Source organism: Micromonospora lupini, assembly GCF_026342015.1.
Classification (GTDB): domain Bacteria; phylum Actinomycetota; class Actinomycetes; order Mycobacteriales; family Micromonosporaceae; genus Micromonospora; species Micromonospora lupini_B.
Map to the genome: position 1 here is coordinate 2054408 of NZ_JAPENL010000002.1, position 24549 is coordinate 2078956.

20 protein-coding genes are annotated in these 24549 nt (G+C 70.9%); 9 read left to right on the forward strand and 11 right to left on the reverse strand.

Features of this window, described 5'->3' with window-relative positions:
• Positions 1–16: 16 nt before the first annotated feature.
• Positions 17–577, reverse strand: coding sequence for a GNAT family N-acetyltransferase (locus OOJ91_RS24405; protein ID WP_266248488.1), 561 nt, complete (start codon positions 575–577; stop codon positions 17–19).
• Positions 578–704: 127 nt separating this feature from the next.
• Here OOJ91_RS24405 and OOJ91_RS24410 point away from each other — a divergent pair, with 127 nt between their 5' ends.
• Genes OOJ91_RS24410 through OOJ91_RS24420 form a run of 3 tightly spaced genes read left to right on the forward strand, consistent with a single transcriptional unit; the run spans position 705 to position 4158 of the window.
• On the forward strand, positions 705–1415 hold the full coding sequence (locus OOJ91_RS24410) for a siderophore-interacting protein (protein ID WP_266248489.1): 711 nt from the start codon (positions 705–707) through the stop codon (positions 1413–1415).
• Complete coding sequence (locus tag OOJ91_RS24415) at positions 1412–2680, forward strand: MFS transporter (protein WP_266248490.1); 1269 nt, start codon at positions 1412–1414, stop codon at positions 2678–2680. Before OOJ91_RS24410 ends, OOJ91_RS24415 begins: the two co-directional genes overlap by 4 nt.
• A gap of 41 nt (positions 2681–2721) precedes the next feature.
• Positions 2722–4158, forward strand: a complete 1437-nt coding sequence (locus OOJ91_RS24420) for an MFS transporter (protein WP_266249832.1) — start codon at positions 2722–2724, stop codon at positions 4156–4158.
• Here the strand turns inward: OOJ91_RS24420 and OOJ91_RS24425 are convergent, their stop codons facing one another.
• From OOJ91_RS24425 to OOJ91_RS24435, 3 genes are read right to left on the reverse strand one after another with little or no spacing between them, the layout of a single operon-like run.
• A complete protein-coding gene (locus OOJ91_RS24425) occupies positions 4159–7026 on the reverse strand; it encodes an FAD-binding and (Fe-S)-binding domain-containing protein (protein ID WP_266248491.1) in 2868 nt (955 codons plus the stop codon).
• Between the two features lie 27 nt (positions 7027–7053).
• Positions 7054–8226 carry an anhydro-N-acetylmuramic acid kinase gene (locus OOJ91_RS24430; RefSeq protein ID WP_266248493.1) on the reverse strand — a complete coding sequence of 391 codons (1173 nt, stop codon included), beginning with the start codon at positions 8224–8226 and terminating at the stop codon, positions 7054–7056.
• A gap of 11 nt (positions 8227–8237) precedes the next feature.
• Positions 8238–9803 (reverse strand): sodium:solute symporter, encoded by a 1566-nt coding sequence (locus OOJ91_RS24435; RefSeq protein ID WP_266248495.1) that lies wholly within the window; start codon positions 9801–9803, stop codon positions 8238–8240.
• A gap of 186 nt (positions 9804–9989) precedes the next feature.
• On the opposite strand from OOJ91_RS24435, the gene murQ reads away from it, so the two are divergent.
• Positions 9990–10883 carry an N-acetylmuramic acid 6-phosphate etherase gene (gene murQ, locus OOJ91_RS24440; RefSeq protein ID WP_266248496.1) on the forward strand — a complete coding sequence of 298 codons (894 nt, stop codon included), beginning with the start codon at positions 9990–9992 and terminating at the stop codon, positions 10881–10883.
• Positions 10884–10943: 60 nt separating this feature from the next.
• Here murQ and OOJ91_RS24445 read toward each other — a convergent pair whose 3' ends face one another.
• The 5 genes from OOJ91_RS24445 to OOJ91_RS24465 form a co-directional block, all read right to left on the reverse strand.
• Positions 10944–12227, reverse strand: coding sequence for a GAF domain-containing protein (locus OOJ91_RS24445; protein ID WP_266248498.1), 1284 nt, complete (start codon positions 12225–12227; stop codon positions 10944–10946).
• A 149-nt stretch (positions 12228–12376) separates the two neighbouring features.
• Complete coding sequence (locus tag OOJ91_RS24450; protein WP_266248499.1) at positions 12377–12664, reverse strand: hypothetical protein; 288 nt, start codon at positions 12662–12664, stop codon at positions 12377–12379.
• A gap of 14 nt (positions 12665–12678) precedes the next feature.
• The gene (locus OOJ91_RS24455; RefSeq protein WP_266248500.1) at positions 12679–14580 is read right to left on the reverse strand and encodes a hypothetical protein; all 1902 of its coding nucleotides are present in this window, start codon (positions 14578–14580) and stop codon (positions 12679–12681) included.
• A complete protein-coding gene (locus tag OOJ91_RS24460) occupies positions 14577–14900 on the reverse strand; it encodes a hypothetical protein (protein ID WP_266248501.1) in 324 nt (107 codons plus the stop codon). Before OOJ91_RS24460 ends, OOJ91_RS24455 begins: the two co-directional genes overlap by 4 nt.
• Positions 14890–15321: a YbaB/EbfC family nucleoid-associated protein gene (locus tag OOJ91_RS24465; RefSeq protein WP_266248502.1), complete on the reverse strand. Its 432-nt coding sequence runs from the start codon at positions 15319–15321 to the stop codon at positions 14890–14892. Before OOJ91_RS24465 ends, OOJ91_RS24460 begins: the two co-directional genes overlap by 11 nt.
• A 383-nt stretch (positions 15322–15704) precedes the next feature.
• Between OOJ91_RS24465 and OOJ91_RS24470 the strand changes: the two genes are divergently transcribed.
• The 5 genes from OOJ91_RS24470 to OOJ91_RS24490 all read left to right on the forward strand — a co-directional run bounded on the left by OOJ91_RS24470 (position 15705) and on the right by OOJ91_RS24490 (position 19966).
• Positions 15705–16100, forward strand: coding sequence for an SdpI family protein (locus OOJ91_RS24470; RefSeq protein WP_266248503.1), 396 nt, complete (start codon positions 15705–15707; stop codon positions 16098–16100).
• Between the two features lie 20 nt (positions 16101–16120).
• The gene (locus tag OOJ91_RS24475; protein WP_266248504.1) at positions 16121–16837 is read left to right on the forward strand and encodes a hypothetical protein; all 717 of its coding nucleotides are present in this window, start codon (positions 16121–16123) and stop codon (positions 16835–16837) included.
• 116 nt (positions 16838–16953) lie between these two features.
• A complete protein-coding gene (locus OOJ91_RS24480) occupies positions 16954–17466 on the forward strand; it encodes an SdpA family antimicrobial peptide system protein (protein ID WP_266248505.1) in 513 nt (170 codons plus the stop codon).
• Entirely contained in the window at positions 17463–18479 is a 1017-nt protein-coding gene (locus tag OOJ91_RS24485; RefSeq protein ID WP_266248506.1) for a sporulation-delaying protein SdpB family protein, read from the forward strand. The genes OOJ91_RS24480 and OOJ91_RS24485 overlap by 4 nt, the downstream gene beginning before the upstream one ends.
• Positions 18476–19966, forward strand: a complete 1491-nt coding sequence (locus OOJ91_RS24490) for a phytoene desaturase family protein (RefSeq protein WP_266248508.1) — start codon at positions 18476–18478, stop codon at positions 19964–19966. Before OOJ91_RS24485 ends, OOJ91_RS24490 begins: the two co-directional genes overlap by 4 nt.
• Positions 19967–20097: 131 nt before the next feature.
• On the opposite strand, the gene OOJ91_RS24495 is transcribed toward OOJ91_RS24490, so the two are convergent.
• Both OOJ91_RS24495 and OOJ91_RS24500 read right to left on the reverse strand, forming a co-directional pair.
• The gene (locus OOJ91_RS24495) at positions 20098–22554 is read right to left on the reverse strand and encodes a ricin-type beta-trefoil lectin domain protein (RefSeq protein WP_266248509.1); all 2457 of its coding nucleotides are present in this window, start codon (positions 22552–22554) and stop codon (positions 20098–20100) included.
• Between the two features lie 303 nt (positions 22555–22857).
• A complete protein-coding gene (locus OOJ91_RS24500) occupies positions 22858–24228 on the reverse strand; it encodes a lectin (protein WP_266248510.1) in 1371 nt (456 codons plus the stop codon).
• Positions 24229–24549 lie beyond the last annotated feature (321 nt).

Here is a 24549-nt window from a genome sequence, read left to right on the forward strand (position 1 = left end):
GCCGGCGCGGGGCCGGTCAGGCGGGCGTCGGGTGGTCTGACTCGAACCGGGAGCGGGTGAGGAACGCCAGTCGCGCGCGCTTGTCCGGCATGTCGATCTCGGCGTCGAAGGTGAAGCCCTCGATCTCCAGTCGGCGCAGCGCGAGGTGGTTGCGGACGTCCGGCTCGACCACGATCCGCTGGGCGGCCGGGTCACTGAACAGGAAACGGGCCAGGGCGGGGCCGACGGCGTTCGTCAGGCCGCGGGCGAGGTGACGGGCGGGGCAGAGCAGCAGGTGCATCCCGACGTCCCCGGGCTGTACGGCGTACCGCTCGCCGACCGGGTCCGCCTCGGGCTGGTAGCTCTGGAACAGGCCGACCGGCTCGCCGTCGATCCTGATCAGGTACGCGTGGTGGGTGGGCAGGCCGTCGACGAAGGTGTAGATCTCGTGGACCTGGTCGACGGTGTGTGAGCCCATGCCCCAGAACGAGTTGCGGGGGAGGGTGACCCACCCGTGCAGGAGCGCGGCGTCCCGGTCGGGCGCGACGGGCGTCAACGTCAGCTCGCCGAGTTCGGTGATCTTCTCCTGGTATGTCATGTCGCGGGGTCCTTCGCTGGTCGGGGTGATCGCGCCCGGGTTGACGTGAGGGGGACACGCGTTCCACGCGCGGCGCGAGTTAGGTTACCCTCCCCTAACTAAAGGCTCGCCTTACCTGGAGGGGTGCGTGAAACGGAACTGGGAAGCCCTGGTCCTCAAGGCCATGGGAGGCCGGGACTTTCAGTTGACGGTGCGGGCCACCGAGTCGGTGGACGGGCACTACCAGCGGCTGCTCCTGGACGACGGCGGCCTGCTGGAGGCGTGCGGGGTGCACCCCACGATGTGGGTCCGGCTGTGGTTCGACAACGACGGCCGGGCACATCAGCGGGCGTACACGCTTGTCGACCCCGACCCCGCGAACGGCCGGTTCAGCCTCGAATTCGCCATCCACGACGGCTGCGCGGCCCGCTGGGCAACCACGGCGCAGGTCGGCGACACAATCGTCGCCACCGTCCAGGGCAGCGCGTTCCAACTGCCCGACCCAGCGCCCGAGCACCTCTACCTCGTCGGCGACGCGGCGTCCCTGCCGGCGGTGAACAGCCTGCTCGACGCCAACGCCGACATCCCGGCGACGGTCTGGCTTGAGTACGCCCACGAGGGCGAGAAGGCCCTCACGCCGCGTGCCCGGGCACACCATGCCATCACCTGGGTCCCCCGGGACACGGACGGCCGACACCTCGTCGAACGGGTCCGCTCCGATCTGCCCGCCAACGACGCCGCGCACTACTGGGTGGCCTGCGAGGCGGCCACCACCCGCGGCATCACCCGACACATCCGCCGGACGCTCGGCGTCGACAAGGACCGGCTGACCTCGCTCGGCTACTGGAGAGCGCCGTGAGAGGCCGACTCGGCACCCTGACCGCGCTGTACGTCACTCAGTACCTCGGCATCGGCTTCATCACCGTCGGGCTGACAGCCATCCTGCGTGACGGCGGCACCTCCCTGGACACCCTCGCGTTGTTGCAGGTAGTCGGCCTGATCTGGCCCATCAAGTTTCTCTGGGCACCGATCCTCGACCGCTACGGCTCCCAGCGTCGCGGCCACTACCGGTCCTGGCTCCTCGTCCTGCAGAGCGCCCTGGTGCTGGCTCTGCTGGCGCTGCTGCCGTTCTCCCGCCCGGCCGACGCGCTCGGCCCGGTCATCGCCATCTGCGCCGCGTACGTCTTCTTCTCCGCCACGCAGGACATCGCCGTGGACGCCGTCGCCGTACGGATGCTCGGCGAGGCGGACCGGGGGACCGGCAACGGCATCCAGGTGGCGGCGAGCTACCTCGGCAACCTGCTCGGCGGCGGCGCCTGCGTGCTTGTCTACGACCGGTTCGGCTGGGCGTCGGCGGTCGGCCTGCTGGCGGCGTTGACAGCGGTCGGCCTGCTTGTGGTGTGGCGGTTCTCCGAGCCCGCCCGGACGGATCGGGTGGAACGCGTCGGCACGGCCTACCGGGCGCTGCTGTCGGTGTTCGGTCAGCCCGGCTGCCGGTGGTGGACCTTCGGCGTCGTGCCGCTTGTCTACGTCGGCGCGGGCATGGCGTACGCCCTGGTGACGCCCGCCCTGGTGGACGCCGGGTGGTCGCTGGGCCGGATCGGCGTGGTGACCGGCGTGGTGACCAGCGCGCCGGCCATCGTTGCCGGCCTGGTCGCCGGTGTGGGCATCGGGCGGTTCGGGCGCGGCAGGATGCTCGTGGCAGGCGGCGTGACCCTCGCGGTGTCGACGGCGACGCTGCTGCCGCTGTTGAACGGCCGCGCGCCGCTGGGCGGGACGATCGCCGCGCTCTGCTTGTTCATGGTGGCCTACACGATCGCCAACGTCGTGCTCTACACGGTCAACATGGACTACTCACGACCGGGCACCGGCGGCACCGACTTCACAGTCCTGTCGTCGTTCGGTCTGGTCTGCTCGTTCGTGGCCGCGTCGGTGGGCCTGGCGGCGGCCGACCGGATCGGCTACCCGCCGGTCGCGGTCGCCGCCATCGTGCTGGTGGCCGCCGGGGTCGCGCTCGGCCTCGCGCACCAGCGGCGTTTTCCCCGCACGCCAACCGCCACCGAGCCGGCCACCGAGCCGGCCACCGAGCGCCCGTCGGCCGACAGCGTGCGGGCAGCGGTGTGACACTCGTCCAGCCGGTCGCCGTCACCACGGCGGCGACCCGAATGCCGCACCGCTGGCTCATCCTGGCTGTCCTCTGTGTCGCCCAGCTCGTCGTGGTGCTGGACAACACGGTGCTGACCGTTGCGGTGCCGGTGCTCACCACCGAGCTGGACGCCAGCACCGCCGACGTGCAGTGGATGATCAACGCGTACGCCCTGGTGTTGTCCGGGTTGCTGCTCACGGCGGGGGCCGCCGCCGACAGGTACGGCCGGCGGCGGATGCTGCTCGCCGGGCTCGTCCTGTTCGGACTCGGCTCGCTGGTGGCCGGTCTCGCGAGCACCAGCGGTCAACTGATCGCCGCCCGGGCGGGAATGGGCGTCGGCGGGGCCCTGCTTGTCACCTCGACGCTCGCGGTGGCGATGCAGGTCTTCGACGGCCCGGAACGGTCCCGGGCGATCGGCATCTGGGCGGCCACCAGCGCCTTGGGCTTCGCGGTCGGGCCGCCGATCGGCGGCACCATCCTGGCCCACCTGCCGTGGGGCGCAATCTTCCTGCTGAACGTCCCCATCGTGCTGGCCTGCCTGCTCGTCGGCCGGGTGCTCGTGCCGGAGTCCCGTGGTCCGGGTGGTGGCCGACTCGACGTGTGGGGTGCCACGCTCTCCACCGCCGGGCTCACCGCCGTCGTCTTCTCGATCATCGCCGGGCCGGAGCGGGGCTGGGTGTCGACCGAGGTGGTCGGCGCGGCTGTCGTCGGCGTGGTCCTGCTCGGGTTGTTCGTCAGTTGGGAGCGGCGGATCACCCACCCCATGCTGGACATGCACTTCTTCCGGGACCGCCGGTTCGTCGGCGCGGTCTCCGGCGTCGTCCTGATCACCTTCGGGGCGACCGGCGCGCTGTTCCTGTTGACCCAGCACCTGCAGTTCGTCCGCGGTTACCCGGCCTGGGAGGCGGGCCTGCGGATGGCGCCCTTCGCCCTGTCCATCGTGTTGCTCAACGTCAGCGGCGTCGCCGCCGCCGTGATCCGCCGTCTCGGACTGGCCGCCGCCATCGCCGTCGGCATGGCGTTGCTCGCGGCCGGCCTCGCTGCAGTGACCCTCGTGTCCTCCGACGGGTACGCGGTGCTGCTCGGCGGCCTGCTCGTCATGGGCGTCGGTTGCTCCCTGGCGAACCCCGCGATCGTGGAGGCGGTGATGAGCGCGATCCCGGCCGAGAAGGCCGGCGCCGGCGCGGGTGTGGACGGGACCATGACCGAGGTCGGCAGCAGTCTCGGCGTCGCCGTCCTCGGCGCCGTGCTGAACGCCCGCTTCGCCGCGCTGCTGCCCGCCGGGCTGGCCGGCGCCCAGTCGTACCCCGCGGCTCTCGCCGCCGCCGACGGGCCGCAACGAGCGGCCGTGACAAGCGCTTTCGCCTCCGCGCTGGAGACGGGGCAGTTGGTGGGCGCGGCGGCGGTCCTGGCCGGCGGGCTGCTCGCCGCCGCGCTGCTGCGCCGCGCGGGCTAGCTAGGCCGGCGGCTCGATCGCCTCGACGAGCACCTCGAGCACGTGCCGGTACGGCTGCCCGGTCGCCCGGCTCATGCCCATCTCGCAGGTGCGGTTGCAGGAGGCGTACGCGTCGTGGTCGCGTTCGTTGACCTCGGCGGCCTGCGCGGCGGTGGCGGCGGCGGTGACCTCGGGGTGCAGCAGCCCCCGGTCGCCGGCGAACGCGCAGCACCCCCAACTGTCCGGCACGGTCACGGTCTCGGCGACCGCCCGGGCCACTGTGTGCAGGTCGTCGATGCCGCCCAGGTGCACGGTGGAGCAGGTGGGGTGCAGGGCCAGCGAGCCCAGACGTCGGGGTTCGGGCAGCGCCGGCAGGAGGTGCTCGGCGGTGAAGGTCACGCTGTCGACGAAGCGCAGAGCGGCGTACCGGGCCCGGTCCTCCTCGGCCAGCGCGGCTGTCAACTGGGTCAACCCGTGTGTGCACGACGACGCGTCGCACACGATCGGCAGGCGGCCCTGGTCGCTCGCCGTCCACAGCGCGGCGAGTGTGCGCTCGGCCATCTCGCGGTGGCCGGCCGGGTAGCCCTTGGACTGCCACGGCGTCCCGCAGCACAGGCCCGCCGTCTCGGCAGGCACGACGACGGGCACCCGCGCCAGCTCGCACAGGCGCAGGAACGCCGCCGCGGAGCCGCCGGACGTGCCGCCCTCCGCTGCGAAGACGCTGCCGATGCACGCCGCGAAGAACACCGCCCGGGCGTCCGGCGCGCTGCGCGGCTCGGGGCGGGGCCCGCCGGCGCGCGGCATGTCGGCGCTCCACTGTGGTACGAGTTCGGTCGCGCCGAGGGAACGGATCACCCCGGTGGCGGCGCGGGTGAGCGGTGTCGGCACGGCATGAGCGGAGTTCAGCCCGACCCGGACTCCCGCCACGGCACCCTTCCAGTGCCGGGCGACACCACGCGCGGTGCGCTGGGCGCGTGGACTGTGCCGTTCGGCGCGCAGCCGTTTCATCGCCGCGCCCGTGTCGATGCCGACCGGGCAGGCGGTGACGCAGAGGCTGTCGGCGGCGCAACTGTCCACCGCCGCGTACTCGTAGTCGGTGGTCAGCTCCCGGCGGCGCTCCTCGTCCCCGGCGGCGGTGGCGAGGGCGATCTGCCGTTGCAGGACGATGCGCTGTCGGGGCGTGGTGGTGACGTCGGCGGTGGGGCAGACCGGCTCGCAGTAGCCACACTCCACGCAGGCGTCCAGCTCCGGATCGACAGTCGGGACGGCCTTGAGCTGCCGCAGGTGCACCGTCGGGTCGTCGTTGAGCAGCACACCCGGGTTGAGCAGGCCGCTCGGGTCGCACAACCGCTTCAGCTCACCCATCACGTCGTACAGCTCGTCGCCGTACTGCCGGCGGACGAAGGGGGCCATGGCCCGGCCGGTGCCGTGCTCGGCCTTGAGCGTGCCTCCCTCGGCCAGCACGAGGTCCACCATGTCGTCGGTGAACCGGGCGTAGCGGTCGATCTCGGCAGGTGTGTCGAAGGACTGGGTAAGCATGAAGTGCAGGTTGCCGTCGCGGGCGTGCCCGAAGATCACCGCGTCGGGATAGCCGTGCCGCTCGAACAGGCGGATCAGCCCGTCGCAGGTGCCGGTCAGGCGTGGCATCGGCACCGCGACGTCCTCCAGCAGGGCAGTGGTGCCGGGCGGGCGGGCGCCGGCGACCGCCGTGTAGAGGCCCTTGCGCAGGTGCCAGAGCGCGGCCCGTTCGCGCGGGTCGCGGGTCAGCTCGGTGCCGGTGACGGCGGGCAGCCGGTCGAGCACCGGCTGGGCGTCGGCGAGCGTCGCGGCCAGCCGCTCCGCGCTGTCCTCGGCGAACTCGACGAGCAGGGCGGCGTGCCCGGCGACAGTCAGGCCGCGCAGGGCCGGGCTCGCGTCGGGGTCGCGCTGGCTGACCCGCAGCGCGGCGGCGTCGAGGAGTTCGGCGGTACGGGCGCCGGCCGCGAGCAGGGCGGGCAGCGCGTCGGTGGCGGCGCTGAGACCGGGCAGGATCAGCAGGCCGGTGGCGGCGTGCTGATGGATCTCGACGGTACGGAAGACGGCTTCGGCCACGAATCCGAGCGTGCCCTCGCTGCCGATCATCAGGTGGGCCAGCATCTCGACCGGGCTGTCGTGGTCGAGCAGCGAGTTCAGCCCGTACCCCATTGTGTTCTTCATGGCGAACAGCCGCTCGATCGTGGCCCGCGACCCTGGCGTCGCGCGGACCCGGTCGCGCAGCCGCAGCAGTCCGGCGTGCAGCTCGGGCTCGGCGGCGCGCAGCCGGTCGTCGGCGTCGCGCGCGGCGGAGTCGACGACGGTGCCGGACGGGAGGACGAAGCGCAGCGACTCCATGGTGCGGTACGCGTTGTCGGTGGTGCCGCAGGTCATCCCGCTGGAGTTGTTTGCCACCATGCCGCCCACCGTGCAGGCGGCCTCGCTGGCCGGGTCCGGTCCGAGCCGGCGGCCGTAGCGGGCCAGTCGGGCGTTCGCCTGCCGGATCGTCAGGCCCGGCTGGAGCCGGATGCGACGGCCGTCGTCGAGCACCTCGGCGTGCCGCCAGTCGGTGCGCACGTCGACGAGCACGCCCGCGCCGCCGGCCTGCCCGGCGAGGCTGGTGCCGCCGCCGCGCAGGGTCAGCGGCACGCCGGCCTCCCTGGCACCGACCATCAACGCGCCCACCTCGGCCGCCGAGGCGGCGCGCACCACTGCCTGCGGCTCGAACAGGTACGGCGAGGCGTCGTGCGCCGCCGCGAGCCGCCGGGGCAGCTCGGCGCTGGCCCGGGTCGGATCGTCGAGGCGCGAGCGCAGCAGGTCGGCGACCTCGCGGGCGCGGACGCCGGCCGTGGTCGGCGCGGGTAGGACGGTGCTCATGGGCGGATCCTCCCGGGAGGGTGGTCGTCAGTCGGCGGTGATCAGCAACCGGTCCGGAGCGGTGTCGACAGGCGCGGGCAGCCGCAGCGGTCGGCGGCCGGGGGTGATGCTGCCGAGCACCGAGGCGTGTCGCGCGCCGGTGCCCGAGGGCAGGGCGCCCGGCAGCCCGTGCAGGGTCAGGTACCCCAGCAGCGCGAAGGCAAGTGCCTCCTTGGCGTCCGAGGCGACACCCACCTCGTCGCTGGAGGTCAGGTCGACGCCCGGTAGCTCGTCGACGAGCATGCCCATCAGCGTCGGGTTGTGCGCGCCGCCGCCGGAGACGACGAGCCGGGTGACGCCGTGCGCCCGGCAGGCGTCGGCCACCGTGACCGCCGTCAGCCGGGTGAGTGTGGCAAGCACGTCGTTCGGGTCCGGGGTGGGCGCGTCGGCGAGGGCGGCGAGCAGGTACGGCCTGTGGAACAGCTCCTTGCCTGTGCTCTTCGGGCCGGCGAGCCGGTAGTACGGCTCGTCGAGCAGCCGACGCAGCAGTGCCGGGTTCACCTGCCCGGCCGCCGCGCCGCGCCCGTCCCGGTCGTACTCCTCGGCGCCGCCGCTGAAGTGCCGCGCGGCGGCGTCGAGGAGCGCGTTGGCCGGACCGGTGTCGAACGCGAGGGGATCCGCGTCCGGCGCGACGACTGTGATGTTGGCGATCCCGCCGAGGTTCAGGGCGGCGGGGACACCGGGCAGGCCCCGCAGCAGCAGCGCGTCGAACAGGGCGACCAGGGGAGCGCCCTGGCCGCCGGCGGCGACGTCGCGGCTGCGCAGGTCGGACACGACCGGAAGGCCGGTGGCCTCCGCGATCCAGGCCGGCTGACCGAGCTGGAGGGTGCCGCGGACCGTACCTTTCTCGACCCAGTGGTGCATCGTCTGCCCGTGCGAGACGACCAGGTCGGCGCGGCCGTCGCACAGCTCCGCGACGGCTCGCACGCCCGCCTCGGCGAAGGTCTGGCCGATGCCTGTGTCGAGCACGCAGATCGCCTCGGTGGTGGTCGTGGCGGGTGGCAGGGCCGCGGCGATCCGGGTGCGCAACTGCTCCAGGTACGGGTGGCTGAGCCGGCCCAGCGGTCGCATCCGCACGGAGTCACCGCTCAGGTCGAACTCGGCCGCGGCGACTTCGATGCCGTCGTAGGAGGTTCCGGACATCAGGCCGATCACGCGCATCACGCCCTCCTTCATGCCCGGCCGGCCGGCGTCGTCGCCACGTCGTCGTCGACCTCGTCGCGTCGTCCGTGGTCGTACGGGGTCTCCGGGGCCGGGTGGAACAGGCTGGCCACGGTGCCGACGGCCAGGGTGATCAGGACGCCGATCGGCACCAGCCACTGCGCGGCGATGGCGGTAGCGGTGGTGGTCCCGGCCGTCGTCACATCGATCTTGACGTAGCGGACGATGTAGGTCATCACCGCCACGGTGACGAGGAAGGCGATGAACGCGTCGACCTGGTTGGCCCGCGTGACGAGGCGGCCGAGCAGGAAGGCCCCGAGCAGCGCGCCGTAGGTGTAGCCGGCGATGGTCAGACCGGTCAGGTAGACGTTTCCGGTGCTGGAGCTGAACGCGCAGGCGAAGATCGCCATCAGCACCGCCCAGACCAGGGTCATCACCCGGGCGAGCCGGAGCATCGCGTCGTCGGACGGGACCTTGCGGAAGAAGCTGTGGATGAAGTCGGCGACTGTCGAGTTCGACATGGAGTTCAGCGCCGACGACAGCGAACCCATCGCGGCGCCGAGGATGCCTGCCACCAGCAGACCCGAGATGCCCACCGGCAGGGCGTGCAGGATGAAGCTCGGGTAGAGGTTGTCGCTGCTGGCCAGGCCCAGCTCCTTGAAGGTCTGACCCTTGTTGTACGACCACAGCAGCGCGCCGACCAGGGAGAACGCGGCGAACTGGATGACCACGAAGACGCCCGAGGAGATCATCGCCTTCTGCCCCTCGCGCAGCGTGCGGGTGGACAGAATGCGCTGGACGATCAGCTGGTCCGAGCCGTGGCTGGCCATCGCGAAGATCGCGCCACCGATGATCGCGGTCGGCAGGGCGAACGGGCTGGTGAGCACGTGCGCGAGGGTGAAGTTGGTGTCGAAGAGCTGGAACTTGCCGGCGTCCAGCGCCTGCGAGTAGCCGTCGAAGCCGACGGCGTGGCTCAGCACCGCGATGGCGAGGATCGCTCCGCCCAGGTAGAGCCCCATCTGGATGGCGTCGGTCCAGATGACCGCCTTGATGCCACCGAGGTAGGTGTAGACCACTGTGATGAGGGTGAGGACCACGATGATTGCCTGGTAGCCGACGTGCAGGCCGAACTCGTCGAGCAGCAGCTTGATGGGGATGGCCGAGGCGAAGAGGCGGACGCCCTCGGCGAGCAGGCGGGTGAAGACGAACGTGATCGAGGCCAGACCCTGAAGTTTCAGGCCAAACCGCTCACCGAGGTACTGGTAGGCGCTGACGAACCCACCCCGCTTGTAGAGCGGGATGAGCACCGTGGCCACGACGACGCGACCGATGACGTAGCCCAGGGCCAGCTCGACGTTGCCGAACCCCTGACCGCTGTAGGCGCCACCGGGCACGCTGATCACGGTCAGCACGCTGGTCTCGGTGGCGACCACCGAGAACGAGACAGTCCACCACGGCAGGCGGCCCTCGCCCACGAAGTAGTCCTTGGCGGATTTCTGCTTCCCGGACAGGCGTAGTCCGACGAAGGCGATCACCACGAGATACAGCACGATCACGACAAGGTCGAGTTGACGCACGGTTCACTCCCCACCCAGCGGTTGTCAATAAGTGACGTTGGCCCACAGTAACTCGAAACTTTTTGCCAGTGCCCCTCCGGGCTGGTTACGCTGTGGTTTCAGCCTGCTGATAGAGGGCGCGTCGGCCCAGCAGGACGGCCCGGTGGCACTCGGCGGCTGAACACCAGCGAGAGGAACGAACACCGGATGGACCTCAGCACCCTCGGCACCGAGACCCGCAACGACAAGACCACCGACCTCGACCGGATGTCGCCCACCGAACTGCTCCTCGCCATGAACGACGAGGACCGCTCGGTCGCGGACGCCGTTCGCCGGGCCGTGCCGGACATCGCGGCCGCCGTCGACGTCGTCGTGGCGTCGCTGCGCCGGGGTGGCCGGTTGATCTACCTCGGCGCGGGCACCAGCGGCCGGATCGGCATGCTCGACGCCGTCGAGATCCCACCCACCTTCGGTACGCCGCCCGACCGGGTTCTCGGCCTGCTCGCCGGCGGGGCGGGCGCCTTCGGCGTCGCCGTCGAGGGCGCGGAGGACGACCCCGCCGGCGCCGTCGCCGACCTCGACGCGATCGGCCTCACCGACCGCGACACGGTGGTCGGGCTCGCGGCCAGCGGCCGTACACCCTATGTGGTGGGTGGGTTGGCGCACGCCCGCGCGCGCGGAGCGGCCACCGTCTCCGTCGCCTGCAACACCGACGCGGTGATCAGCCGGCACGCCGACGTCGCCATCGAGGTGCCCACCGGCCCCGAGGTCCTCACCGGCTCCACCCGGCTCAAGGCCGGCACCGCCGAGAAGCTCGTCTGCAACATGCTCTCGACCGCGACGATGGCCCGGCTCGGCAAGGTCTACGGCAACCTCATGGTGGACATGAACGCCACCAACGAGAAGCTCGTCGACCGGGCACGCCGGATCGTCGCCGAGGCCGCCGACACCGACCTCGACGCGGCCGCGCGGGCCCTCGCGGCGGCACACGGGCACGCCAAGACGGCAATCGTGCTGCTGCTCGCCCACTGCACCGCCGAGGAGGCCGCGGCACGGCTGCGCGCCGCCGACGACGACGTCCGGGCGGCCGTCGCGGCCTGACCCCCGGCGTCGCGCCCGGGCCTGGCGCACAAGCGTCCCGGCTGGTGCGCGCCGGGGCGGTCAGCGGTGGACGTAGGCGGCCAGGCCGCCGAGCTCCTCGCTCGCGATGAACACCGACCGTACGTTGAGGATGGCCTCCTCGACGTGGGCGTCACAGCCCCACGCCGCATCGCCCCACGAGTCGGCGATCTTGATCTTCGCCGGCTCGGTGCACCCCTGGGCGCCGCCGAGCTGGCAGTGCTCGGGGTGCGGTCGGGCAGCCTGCGCGGCCGCGGCGGCGCGCATCCGGTCGGCGAGTTCCGCCGAGGCGGCGGCGCGCTGCTCGGCCTCGGCGCGCAGCTGCCGTTCGGCGCGTACCGCCTTGGCCAGCTCCTCGTTCGCTTCCTTGGCGCGTGCTTCGGCGGCCGTCTTCGCCTGCTCGACGTGGTGGCGTTCGATGGCCAGAGCCGCGGTGTCGGCGAAGACGCGGGCCAGAGCCAGATCGGCGTCCTGCGGGACGCGCGGGGTGCGGTGGTACATCGCGAAGGTGCCCAACAGGCTGCCGTCACGGGCCAGGATCGGCATCGACCAGCAGGCGGCGAGTCCGGCCCGCTCGGCCAGGTCGCGGAAGTCGTCCCAGAACGGGTCGGTGGCGATATCGGTGACGATTACCGGCTCCCGCCGGTGCGCGGCCGTGCCGCACGAGCCGACACCCTCACCTGTGGCGATCCCGTCGATGGCCTGGTTGTAGAACTCGGGCAGGCTCGGTGCGGCGCCGTGGCGCAGGTGCCGGCCGTCCGGATCGGCGAGCAGCACGGAGACGAGCACCTGGTCCGGCGCGAGGTTCTCGATGCAGCGCGCCATCCCGTCGAGCACCTCGGCCAGGGGCGCCTGGCGGGCGATCTGCTCCAGCATGGCCCGGTGCTCGGCCATCAGCCGTTGGGCGTGCTTGACCTGCGTGGTCTCCACACCGATCACGCGGATGCCGGTCACGGTGCCGCCGGCGTCGCGGCGCGGCTCGTAGGTGAAGTCGAAGAACGCCTCCCGCGCGTGCGGGCCGGTCCCCATCACGATCCGGGCGTCTCGACCCGTGTAGGGCTCACCCGTGCGGTAGACCCCGTCCAGCAGCTCGACGAAGCCCTGACCGGCCAACTCGGGCATCATCTCGGCGACCGGAACCCCGGTGCGCGCCCGCTCCTCACCGACTGTGGCGAAGAACGCGGGGTTCGCCGTCTCCACCACGTGCGTGGGCCCCACGAGTGACGCGAACACGGCGATGGACTGCCCGAACAGCGCCCGCAGATCCTCCTCGGCCGCCTCCCCGGCACGCACCGCAGTCGACCGCTGGCCCGATATCGCCGTCATGCCGTGGTCGCCCCTCTCCTGTACGCCTTCGCCGGATGACCCCTGGTTCGTCGCCCGCTGACGGTGGCCAGAGTACGGGGAGGACGGCGAGGCCGCCGTGCGGCGGAGCGATGGTGAGGCAGCGGCTGTCGGACCGGTGCGGTGGCGGCTCAGTCGCTCTCGTCCACGAACTTGTAGTAGCTCATCCGAAAGCGTTGCAGCAGGGCGCGCATGAAGTCCGGACCGGCCTCCGGCGGCACCCGCTCCGCGCCGACCGGCACACCGTTGTCGTAGAAATCCTGGGCGAGGGCGCCCCACTCGGGGTCGAGGACGGTAAGCGACACCGCTTGGCCCGGCTGCCAACGGAACTCGGCGACCCGCCGGTTGGTGTGCTGGGCGAACGTGTACAGCGCCACCCGGGTCAGCGCCTGCTCGGTCATCTCTGCCTCCTGGTTCACCACGGCTCCTCCACTCACCACGGGCTCGGCGGACGGAAGGCGTTCCACGCCTCGCCCGTGATCATGCCTCGGCTGCGGATCTCGTTGAAGCGGTCCATCGCACCGGACAGCGCCTGCTCGCTCAGGCCGGTGCCGCGCAGCCGGTCGGCAAGCACGGCCGGGTCGGTGGCCTGGATCCGGGCCATCGTCTCCGGGCTGAGCGGCTGGTTCATCTGCTGCCGAACGAAGTCCGAGCGCAGCGGCTCGCCGTTCGACTCGGGGAACGAGTAGCCGTGATCGATGGCGACCAGGCGGCCGTCGGGGCCGGTCAGGTAGTTACCCATGTGCCTGTCGGTGTTGCCGCTGACGTAGTCGAGCACCGCCATCCGCTCGCCCTCCGCGACCGGGTAGTCGCCTGCCGGACGACCCGGGCTCGCGTTCTCCACGAACTCCTGCATCGACCCGGCCCCGTGCGGACCGTCCCACCGGGCCGTCGTGGGCACCAGGCCGAAGCCCAGATCCTCGTCCAGGCGCGAGGCGGCGACCTCCCGGGCGGCAAGTTGGTTCTCCGGGATTGTGGAACGCACCTGGACGAACTCGTTCTCCGGCACGTTCGGCTTGTACACGCCGTGCGTTCCGTCGGTGAACGTCACGTCGTACGCGTCGTTGACATGCCCACCGGGGTCGAGTTCGGTCATGCTGTGCACCTCCCTGCCGAGCAGCCGCAACTCGGCCTCGCTCGCATGATCGGGCACCAGCGGATCGGTGCTGGACCCGGGATCCGCCGTGTCGGGTCCGTCGGTGTCCGGCGGCTCGTCGCCGTCGTGCGCCGTACCGCCGTCATGGCCTGGTCCGCCGTCGTGTCCTGGTCCGCCGTCGTGTCCTGGGCCGCCGTCGTGTCCTGGTCCGCTGTCGTGTCCTGGGCCGCCGCCGGGCGGCGGTCCTCCGGCGTGGCCTGACCCGCCCGCCGCTGGCGGTGCGCCCGGCGGTCCGCCGTGCGCCGGGCCGCCGCCGGGAGGCCCCGGCTCGCGGTCGACGTCGGGTGGCCAGTCGTCCTGCCGGGCCCACGGCGGCGGCTGTCCGCCGCCGGCCGGATCCGTGTAGCCGCGCGCCGCCGGGCCGGGGGTCGGCATGTCGGAAGGACTCGACCCGCCCGGGGTACGCCGGAGGCCGCGCAGCGCCGTGCGGAGGGTGTCGAGCAGGTCACCGAGCCGGGACAGGATCGGCCGGAGCCGGCTGACACTGCGGGCCAGCGCCGTGAGCAACCCGGTGATCTTGGCGGCCCACTTGGCGACAAGCGTGGACACCTGCGCCGCGACCAGCGGGGTCGCCAAGCCCAGGGTCAGCCCCGCCTCGGCGAGCCACTCCCACAGCCGGACGGCGAGCACCGAGACGAAGTCGGCGATCAGATCCCGGACCAGCTCCCGGACCAGCGCAACCAGCAGGCCCGCGCCCTCGACGACGGTGCCGAGCAGACCCGAGGCGTCCGCCAGGCCGGCGAGGTGGCGCAGGTGCTCGTCGCTGTAGCGGCGGTACGCCTCGGACGCGGGACCCGTCCAGGTCGCGATCTCGGAGCGCACCGCCTCGGACAGGGCGGTGACCTGACCGGTGACGTGCCGGGAGACGTTGTGCCACGTCTGCGCGTACGCGGTGATCTGGTCCGGGTCGCCGGCCAACCAGTCGAGGGCGTCGGAGAGCGGCTTGACGTGCTCGATGAGCCAGGCGACCCCCCACGAGACGACCGACCCGATCGGGTCGACGCAGGTCGCCAGCACCTCCATCGACGTGCCGAACCCGCCGATCGTCGAGTCGACCCAGGACCCGCTCTCGATGCCGTGGCGCAGGTCGACAAGGCTCTCGACGAGGCCGACGCCGCTGTACGCGGTGGTGGTGTCCTGCCGGGCGGCGATCAGCGGGTTCGCCACGTCGGTGCTCACCTGTGCATCCGCCCGAGCGCAGCGGAGATCGTTCCGTCCACGTGGTGGTAGGCGTCCACAGTCCCGTCGAGCGCCCCGGCCGCGCTGTGCAACGCCTCCCGCGCCGCCGCGAGCGCCTCCACCGCCGGGCCCTGGACGACGTCCAACAGAAAGGGGATCGCCTGGCAGACGGGCAGTTGCCCGTACGCTCCGGCACCCATCCGCAGCTGCGCCCCCGCGTCGTGTGCGGCGCCGATCGCCTCGGCGATCCGGTCGACGGAGCGGGCGTGCCCGGTCACCGCCGCCGTGGTGATCTCGAACCCGGCTGCCTCAGCGCCCACGGTCACCCCATCCGGCGTACCCCGGCTCGTCCTCCTCGGTCACCTCGGGGAAGCGCGACTCGTAGCTGCCGACGACGGCGCGGGCGGTCTCGGAGTCGGCGCCGACGGTCTCCGCGGCGGCTTCCGCCACCTGCGGTGCCAACTGTCCCTGCGCCCGGCGCATCACCGCCAGCACCTCGGTGGCGATCTCGTCCGCCCGCCAGCCGAGTACCCGATTGTCGAGTCGGAGGTCGGTCATGGCCCCGGACGCGGCGACTGTCACCCGGACCGCGCCGTCCGCGCCCTCGGCTGTCGCCGACATCGCCGCCACCCGCTCGGACAACTCCTGTGCCCGGGCGGCCCGCTCGGAGATGCCCGCCGACCAGGAGGCGACGAACCGCTCGGTCGCCGCGTCGAAATCACCGCTGGGAAACTGCGCCATCAGACCTCCCCCGTGTGACGGCTGCCAGCCGCCCCCGAGAGTGACACAGGTGCGGCGCGGCCAGCACACGATACGCCCTGACCCTCCGACATGGAGTCCGCCGACGACGGCGGCCAGGGGAGTGGTAATCGACAAGGGCTGCCCGTCCACGTCGCGGCCCGACGCCGTCGCACGACGTTCCACTCTCGCGCCAGGTGAAAACAGCGACGTCCGACTATGTTTCGCGCGATCGTCCTGCCGCGTTCGATTCTGCTCCGAACAGTGCTGAACGGCCCCGAACAGCCTGAATTCATTGTTGGAGGCGTCGATTCTTGCTTCGATTGGTCCGCTGATCCCGGCGGGGCGCGACCATCGCCTGTCACCGACCGAGCGGAAGGAGGGTCATGGATCGGACTGCGGATATCGCGATCAGCGCCGGCCTGCTGATCCTGTCAGGTGTGCTGCATTTCGTGATGGCGCAGACACGTAACGGCCGGCTCGATCGAAATGCGGCTGTGGGTATACGCACGAAGGCGACCATGTCGACGGAGGTCGCATGGCACGCCGGGCACCGAGCCGCCGCTCCCTGGTTGCTCGGCGCGGCGATCGCAGGATACGGATCAGGCATCCTCGCCGTCGTGATCTCGCTGGGGATCGGGACGGCGGAGAATCGCACCCCAGCCCCAATCATCATCGCGCTCAGCGGTTACGTCGTGGTTCTCGTCGTAATGCTCATCGCGGTTTCCGAGGCAAACCGCTCCGCGCGACGAACCATCGGATCGGCATCCAGCAACAAGTAGACCGAAGAGAATGGGGAGACATGCGAAACACGAAGAACCGACTGGTGGCCACCGCGGTGGCCGCGTCGTTGACGCTTGCCATCGGCACCATCGGCGCACCGGCCGCTGTCGCGGGTCCCGCCACCTCCGTCACGGGTGACGCGAAGTCCTCGGCAGTGGCCGCGGACAACCCCGGTCGCGCCACGCTGAAGTCGGCCACCAGGTCTCTGCAGCGATACACGGATTCCGAGCTCCTGGAGCTGCTGCTGGCAGCCCAGGGACCCGTCGCGGAACAACACCCGGAACTGGTCCGGATTCTGGGCTTCGACCCGGCGAAGCCGCACACGGACGATGCGGCACTCGACGCCATCGTGACCGCCTACCTGAAGCACGATCGTGACTTCCACGAGGCGACCGCCAAGCCGTTGCAGTCCGGCGATCCCACGAGGGTGAACGAGGGGCTCCGGGTCTTCTCCGTCTCGTTCAACGAGTTCATCCGCGCCCAGGGTGGAAACGCGGTCTCTGGCAAGTCCACCTTCACCACCCAGGCCGGCTGGTTCTACATGGGGGCGAACGTGGCCATCTACGCGAACGCCGTAGGCGTGGCCAACGCCGTCGCCTACGCGAACGTGGGCGTCGCGACCTTCGCCCTCGCAACGGTCGCGCTGGTCACCTGGTACCTGGAGGACGGCTCGGCGGCCGGCTCCCAGTTCGAGCGCGACATCCTCGTCAATGCTTTCACCGACGCCCTGGCATGAGCGCAGGATCCCCTAGCGGGACGCCGGCGTTGTCTCGTCCGCACCGTGCGGACGGGGCAACGCCGGCGGCGGCTCCGCAAGAATCGGTACGGGCGGTGGCGGCCGGAGCGGTGACCATGGCGCTCGTACTCCTCATGCTCGCGGTCTCGATCTTCTTCTCGTTCCCCAGCAATGTGCTCTCGTCCCGTGACGGGGGCCCACTGCGGTCATTCTCGTCTCGCCTGCTGCCCCAGAGTTGGGGTTTCTTCACCAAGCCCCCCAGCGACCCGGAGTTCGTTCCGTACCGGGTGGGTCCGAATGGGACGCTCGAATTCGCCTCGCTGCTCCCGAATTCACAAAGGAGCAACATGTACGGACTGAGCCGTCGGCAACGCGCCCAGGGACCCGAGTTGGCCAGCCTGGCGAACCAGGTTCAGGAATGGAGCGACTGTGCTGACGACACGGATTGCCTCACGAATGTCGCCGGGCGGGACAATCCGCGCCCGGTGACGAATTTCTCCCCCGTCGCCACCCTCTGCGGGAAGGTGCTTCTGGTGGAGACGAAGCCGGTGCCCTGGGCGTTCCGGGACGACTACGACGGCTGGCGGCTCGATGTGCGGGCCGCACTTGTGAACGCGGACTGCTCATGAGCGCGATCAGGGAGCGCCTTGCCCGCGCGATCTACGCATTCCCGGCCGAGTCCCGGCTCCTCGGCGCGGGTCGCACCCTGATCGCCCTGGCCCAGGCGTCGGTTCTCCTCTTCACACCCGCCGCCTATCTCTTTGTGCCGGTGGGCGGTGAGGAGGTGGCAGTCGACTGCGCCGGGTTGCCGGAGCAACTGTCCGTCTACTGCCTGGCCGATGACTCACAGCGGCAGTTGGTGACCTGGTGTCTATTGGGGATGCTCCTGGTGGTGGCCTCCGGACTGCTGCCCCGTTTCACCTCGCTGCTCCACCTCTGGGTCTCGCTGTCGATCCACAATTCGATCTCACTGCCCGACGGCGGCGAAGCGGTGGCCATGGTGGCGACACTCTTCCTTGTGCTCGCCTGCGCGAACGATCGTCGCGTCTGGCACTGGCAACGCCCCCGGGTACGTGCCTCGGCGTCGATCCTGCAAGGTGTCGCCTGGGCCGGCCTGTGGGGGTTGCGGCTGCAAATGGCCTACGTCTACCTCAACAGCGCGGTCGCCAAGCTGTCCGTAGCGCCGTGGCAGGAGGGTACGGCAACGTACTACGTCGCTCGGATGGAGAACTTCGGTGCCGCCGGGCTGTTCGCTGACCTCGTCATCTGGTCGACAGGCACGGCTCTGCTGGCGGTGGCCACCACCTGGGGCAGCATCCTCGCCGAGGCGACACTCGCCGTCTTCCTGGTCAGGCGCAACGTCCTACAGGTGTGTGCGTTGGCGATAAGCGTGGCACTGCATGTCAGCATCATGATCCAGCTCGGCATCGTCAGCTTCGCGCTGATCATGATAGGTGCGGTGCTCTGCGCGACCTCGCGTGGCGTGGCGACGGTGGCCGACCGGTTGCTGACGAACAGGCGGGCGGCACGAATTCGGGATTCCCGCGTGACCAGGGACAGGGACCCGCATGAGGACAGCCTGATCGCCGTTACGCCCCGGTCCGGATCCGACGAGCGCGGACTGACCGAGGTCGGGCTGTGACCAGGAGCGGAAGCAGGGGCGGCGGCGTTGACGTGGTGGTCGTCGGCGCCGGCCCCAACGGGCTCGCCGCGGCACTGGTGCTGGCGGGGGCCGGGCTCCAGGTCGAGATGTACGAGGCCAACGCCACGGTGGGCGGCGGTGCCCGTACTCAGGAGTTGACCTTGCCGGGCTTCCACCACGATGTCTGCTCGGCGGTGCACCCGATGGCGCTCGCGTCACCGTTCTTTCGGGCCTTCGACCTGCCCACGCGCGGTGTGCACCTGCGTCAGCCCGAGGTCGCGTACGCCCACCCGCTGGACGGCGGTCGCGCCGGGATCGCCTGGCGGGACCTCGACCGGACCGTTGCCGGCCTGGGGGCCGACGGCCGGGCGTGGCGGTCGCTGCTCGGCCCGCTGGCCGAGCACTGGTCGGAGTTGGCCGGTACCGCGCTGAGCGACATGCGCCGTCCTCCCGCGCATCCGGGCACCGCTGTCCGGCTGGCGCTGCGGGTGCTGGACCAGGCGGCGCCCTGGTGGCGGGCCCGCTTCGCGGGGGACGTGGCACCCGCGATGCTCACCGGGGTCAACGCGCACGCCATCGCCCCGGCCCGCGGTGTGGCCGCCACCGCCGTCGGCCTGGTTCTCGCTGCGCTGGCCCACGCGGTTGGTTGGCCCATTCCGGAGGGCGGTAGCCAGCGCATCAGCGACGCGCTCGCCAACGAACTGCGTCGCCGTGGTGGCCGGATCCACATCGACCACCGAGTCGAGTGCCTTGCGGAGCTGCCACCGGCCCGGGCCGTGCTGTTGGACGTGGCGCCGGCAAACCTGCTGCGGCTTGCCGCCGGTCGCCTTCCCGCACGCTACGCCCGCGCACTGCGCGCTTTTCGGCGTGGTGGCGCGGCCTGCAAGGTGGATTTCGCGTTGGCCGGACCGGTGCCCTGGGCGGCGCCCGAATGCGCCCAGGCCGGCACGCTGCACCTGGTCGGCTCGTCCACGGAGGCGGTGGCCGCGGAGGCGGCGGTGGTGGCCGGGCGGCACGCGGACCGACCGTACGTGCTTGCCGTCCAACCCGGCGTCGTCGACCCGGGACGAGCGCCCGCCGGGCGGCACGTCCTCTGGACGTACGCGCACGTGCCCAACGGCTCCACCCGCGACGTCCGGGAGCAGGTCACGGCACAGGTTGAGCGGTTCGCGCCCGGGTTCCGCGACCTGATCCTCGCCGAGCACGTCATTCGTGCCGACCGGCAGGAGGCGTACAACCCCAACAACCTCGGTGGCGACATCTCCGGCGGGGCGACCACAGTCCGGCAGATGGTCGCCCGACCGGTGGCCCGCTGGGACCCGTACCGGACACCGCTGCCCGGGGTGTACCTGTGCTCGGCCTCCACTCCGCCGGGGCAGGCGGTGCACGGCATGTGCGGTGTGCACGCGGCACGCCGGGCGTTGCGTGACCGTTTCGGCATCCGCACCGACCCGCTGGCACTGGTGGCCGGTACGCCTGCCGGGTAGCTGACGTTTTCGTCGCGCCAGGGCTGGCCTCCCTGGCGCGGTCGGGCTGCCCGACGGACGACTGCCGGCCGCTCACCTGAGCGGCCGGCAGTCTCGAATCGGGCAGGCGTCCTCGTGCGGACGTCAGTCGGTCAGCCGCGGATCCACTGCTGGTTGCTGCCACCGGTGCAGGTCCAGATCTGGACGGCGGTGCCGTTTGCGGTGCCCGCACCGTTGACGTCCAGGCAGAGCCCCGACGCGACCCCGGTGATCGTGCCGTCGGCGTTGACCCGCCACTGCTGGCCACCACCGCCGTTGCAGGTCACGATCCGCGCGCGGCTTCCCGCTGCGGTAGCCGCCACGTCGAGGCACTTGTTGCCGTAGACGGTCAGCTGGTTGCTCGAGGTCAGCGTCCACTGCTGGTTGGCGCCGCTGTTGCAGTCCCAGATCTGCACGACCGAGCCGTCGGCCTGGCTGGCGCCGTTGACGTCCAGGCACCGGTTCGAGCCGGCGCCACGGATCGCCGTGGTCGCACCCGGATTCCCTGAGCTGCCGACAGGCGTGATGCTGAGGTTGTCGAACTGGGCGGTGACTCCCTGACCCGTGCCGTACCCGATCTGGCCGGCGACCCAGGTCGAGTCGGAGACCGTACCGACGGTGTTGCCGTCGATGGACGCGCTGAGCGTGCTCCCGTTGAGCGTCAGCGACAGACTGTGCCAGCGGCCGGTGCCGAGCGCCGAGGTGTTTCCGCTGGCCAGCGTGCGCCAGTTGCCGCTTGTGTTGTTGCTCCGGATGGACCACGCGCCACCGTCGGTCACCCGGAAGTAGTAGCCGTTGAGGTTCTGCGGCCCCTGGTGGTTGTACGTGTTGGCGCGTCCGATGAGCTGCGCGTAGCCCGACTTCTCCAGCAGCACGTCCGAGGAGACCGTGTAGTTGCGCCACGACAGGTCGCCCAACAGGGTGTACGGCTCGGCCTGTCCAGACGTCCAGAAGATCGGCGTCTGCTCCGACATCTGGCGTACACACTGGCCAGCGCGACCAGCCGCGCAGCCGGCGATCTCGAACGAGCCCTGCTGGTCCATCAGGTACTTCGCCTCGCGCCCGACGGCGTAGCTGTCGAAGGTGTCGCTGTACGGCAGTTGCAGGTTGCCCGCGGCCGGGCTGGTCGCCGTGCTCTTACCCTGGCCGGTGGTGGTGGTGATGCTGTAGACGTAGCCGGGCTGGACGGTGAGCGAGAAGCGCCCGCCGCTCGGCGTGATGTCGCTGCCCCGGACGAAGTGGTCGGCGGTGTTGTTCGACCGGACGTTCGTCGACCAGACGTGCACGGCGCCTGTGGACAACCCTCCGGTGACTGTGAAGTCGAGGGTCTGCGCGGAGCCGGCGTCAATCGTCTCGATGATGGTGCTGTAGTCGCTGTTGTTCGTGGATTTCAGCGAGACGTAGCTGCCGTTGTTGCGGTTGCCGCCGAGGTAGCCGCTCGAGGAGTCGAGGTAGCGCCAGCCCGGGGCGGTGAACTGGGTGGTCTGCGCCATCACCCAGGTGTTCTTGCCGATGGAGTAGGCACCGGACCAGGGCTGCTGGGCCACCGCCACGCCAGTGGTGGCCCAGGGGATGTTGGGGGTGATCGCGGCGATGGCGGGCCAGTTGATGTAGCCGGTCATCTTGCCGTCGATGTAGCCACGGTTGATGCCCCGGGCGAGGGCCTGCGCGCCGGCGTTGTAGTCGTCGGAGCCGTTCTCGCTGGCCCAGAGCTGCTTGCCTGTGGACACCGCGTTGCCGGAGCTGGGGCAGCTGGTCTGGGCGCTGCGGTAACCGCAGACGTAGTGGCTGCCGAAGACCTGTACGGCGTTGGCGAACGCCGGGTCGCGCAGCGATTCGTCCGCCGCGCCCCAGCCGAAGTCGTCCGAGGCGACGATCTTCACGCTGCTGTAACCGTGGGAGTTGAGGGCCGAGCGCAGGTTCTTGTACCAGGTGGCGTTGTAGCCCTTCTCGTTCCACCCGCCGAGGTAGTTGATGGTCAGCCCGTGGGTGGCCGCGCAGTCCAGCCAGGCCACCAGGTAGTCGATCGAGTCGGTGGACCAGAAGTTGCGGTTCCCGATCCAGCCCGGCGCTCCCCAGGCCAGGCCGGCCAGGGCGATGTTGGCGTTGCGCGACCTCGCCTGCTCCATCAGCCACCACTCGTAGCCCCGGTTGCAGTTGATGCTGCCCCGGGTGTGTTCGTGGCTGGGCTCCGCGCCGGAGGTGGAGTTGGTGTCCCCGCCGATCTCCGTCTTCAGCAGCTGCATGGCGGCGCCGCGGCCGGGCTTGAACAGGTAGTCCAGGATGTCGCTGCGCTGGGGTTCCGGGTAGTCGATAAGCAACCTGCTGTTGCCGCCACCACCACTTACCGCGCCGATCCCGTCGAGCGCCCGTCCGCCGGATCCGCCGTTGATCGTGATGGCGGTCGCCGCCTGGGCGGGGGAGGCGAACCCGGTCAGCACGGCTGCCGCAAGCACCACCGCCCCTGCCGCCGAAGCGGCCAACCGACGTGGACGCCACGTGCTCCGCCATGACCGGCGGCGTGGGCCGCCCTCGCCAGCGCTGCGCCGATGACTCTCTCTGTCGAACATCTGGCTCGCCTCCCCAGGCAGGTTCGACCCCGAGGTCGTACGGCGCACGTCGAGTTGCCCGTACCGCAGGGGCCGCCTATCGAAGATCATTAATGCAGAGACGTCATATGTTAGGCACCGGATCGATCGGCGGTCAACGCCCCACCAGGGGGCATTTGTTGATCAATGCCGTCAGTTCCGGCGGCAGACGCATCGGGAGATGAGAAAGAGATCCGATGAATGTCTGTCGGCGGTGCGGCGGCCGAGCGGGTGGCTCGGCCGCCGATGCGTGCCGCGGAGATCCCTACAGTTGTCCCGCCGGTCTCAGCTTCGGCTCCATCGTTGGTTGGCCCCGCCGTTGCAGTCCCAGATCTGGACGCGCGTGCCGTTGGCCGTACCGTTGCCGACCACGTCCAGGCACCGGCCCGAACCGACGCCTGTGATCGAGCCGTCGGCGTTGAACCGCCACCGCTGGTTGGACTGGCCGTTGCAGTCCCAAATGATCACCGAGCTGCCGTTCGCGGTGCTGGCGCCGTTGACGTCCAGGCACTTGCCGCCGAAGACGCGCAGCTCCCCGGCCGCGGTCGAGGTCCAGCTCTGGTTGCTCTGGCCGTGGCAGTCCCAGATGATCGCCGCCGTGCCATTGGTCTGCGCGGCGCCGTTGACGTCCAGGCACCGGCCGGAGGTCCCGTTGCGCAGGGCCGACGTGCCACCCGGGGGCGGGGTGGTCGGGCTCGCGGTCGGCGACACTGTCGGGCTCGGCGTGGGGTCGGTGCTGCCGAACTGGGTGAAGAACCTCCACACCTCGCCCTTGGTCCAGGTCCTGGCGCCGCTGTCCCCACCGCCGTCCACCGGGCCGGGGGTGTGTCCGCCGTCGAAGGCGGCCCACACCACCGGATAGCCGGACCGGCAGCCGGAGTAGGTGGTGGTGATGTGGGTCAGGCTGCCCGCTCGCGGCTCGGGCGGGCTCTGCGCGGTGCACCCGTTGTTCCGTACGAACGTGTCCCGCAGGGACCGCCCGGCCGAGATGTTGAGCACGGGGTCCCCGATGCCGTGGATGCCCATGTACGCGATCGGCTGGGTGCCGCCGCCGCACCCGCTGAGCTGCCCGCCGGAGTAGACGGCGACGGCGCGGAAGACACCGGCCCGGGAGCAGGCAAGTGAATAGCTCATGCCTCCGCCGTAACTGAAGCCGAGCGCGAAGAGCTGCGTCGTGTCGACACACAGGTCCGCCTCGATCAGGCTGATCATGTTGTCGACGAATGTGACGTCCTGGCCGCCGGGGTTGGCCCAGCCGTTGCCGTTGCCCTGGGGGGCGACGAAAATGGTGCTGTTGTTCGCCTGCTGCCGCAGCCCGTAGTAGGACCAGGCCGCGCCGTCGGATCCGCCGCCGTCGACGTCGTTCATCGTGCCGCCGTTCCAGTGGAATCCGAAGATCAACCGGTACGGATGGTTCCGGTCGTAGTTGTCCGGGATCCGCAGGATGAAGCTACGGTTCTGGCCGCTGCTCTGGATGGACCGTTGACCGCTCGTCAACGTGGGCGCCTTGCCGCACCCGGCGGTCGCTGCGGCCGGTGCCATGTCCGCGGCCGACGCGGTGGTGCGCAGACCACCGGTCAGCGCCGTCACGCCCACTGTCGCGACGAGAACCGCCGCCGTCGCGAGTGAACCAAGGATGGGTCTACGTCTTGTCATGATGGGGCTCCCGCCACTCGGCACGAACTGATTCAGGTACACGGGTCCACGGCGACTCCCACACCGCCACGGCACGCCACTCCTGGTCGCCCCCGCCGGCCACACTCGCCGCGCACGAAACTCCGGAAGGCGCGAGGTGGCCACGGCGCCCGGCCGGCTCATCGCCACAGGCTCTCGCCACTGGTCTCGTCGCCCACGCGCGACCAGGTGGTCGTCGAATCGATTCGGCCCGACGCTAGATCGCACAGTGAAATATGTCAATGCCGTGTCCGGCAGGTTGCGGTCCGGAGAGAGCCCGGGTAGGGCCTGCCCCACCGGCAG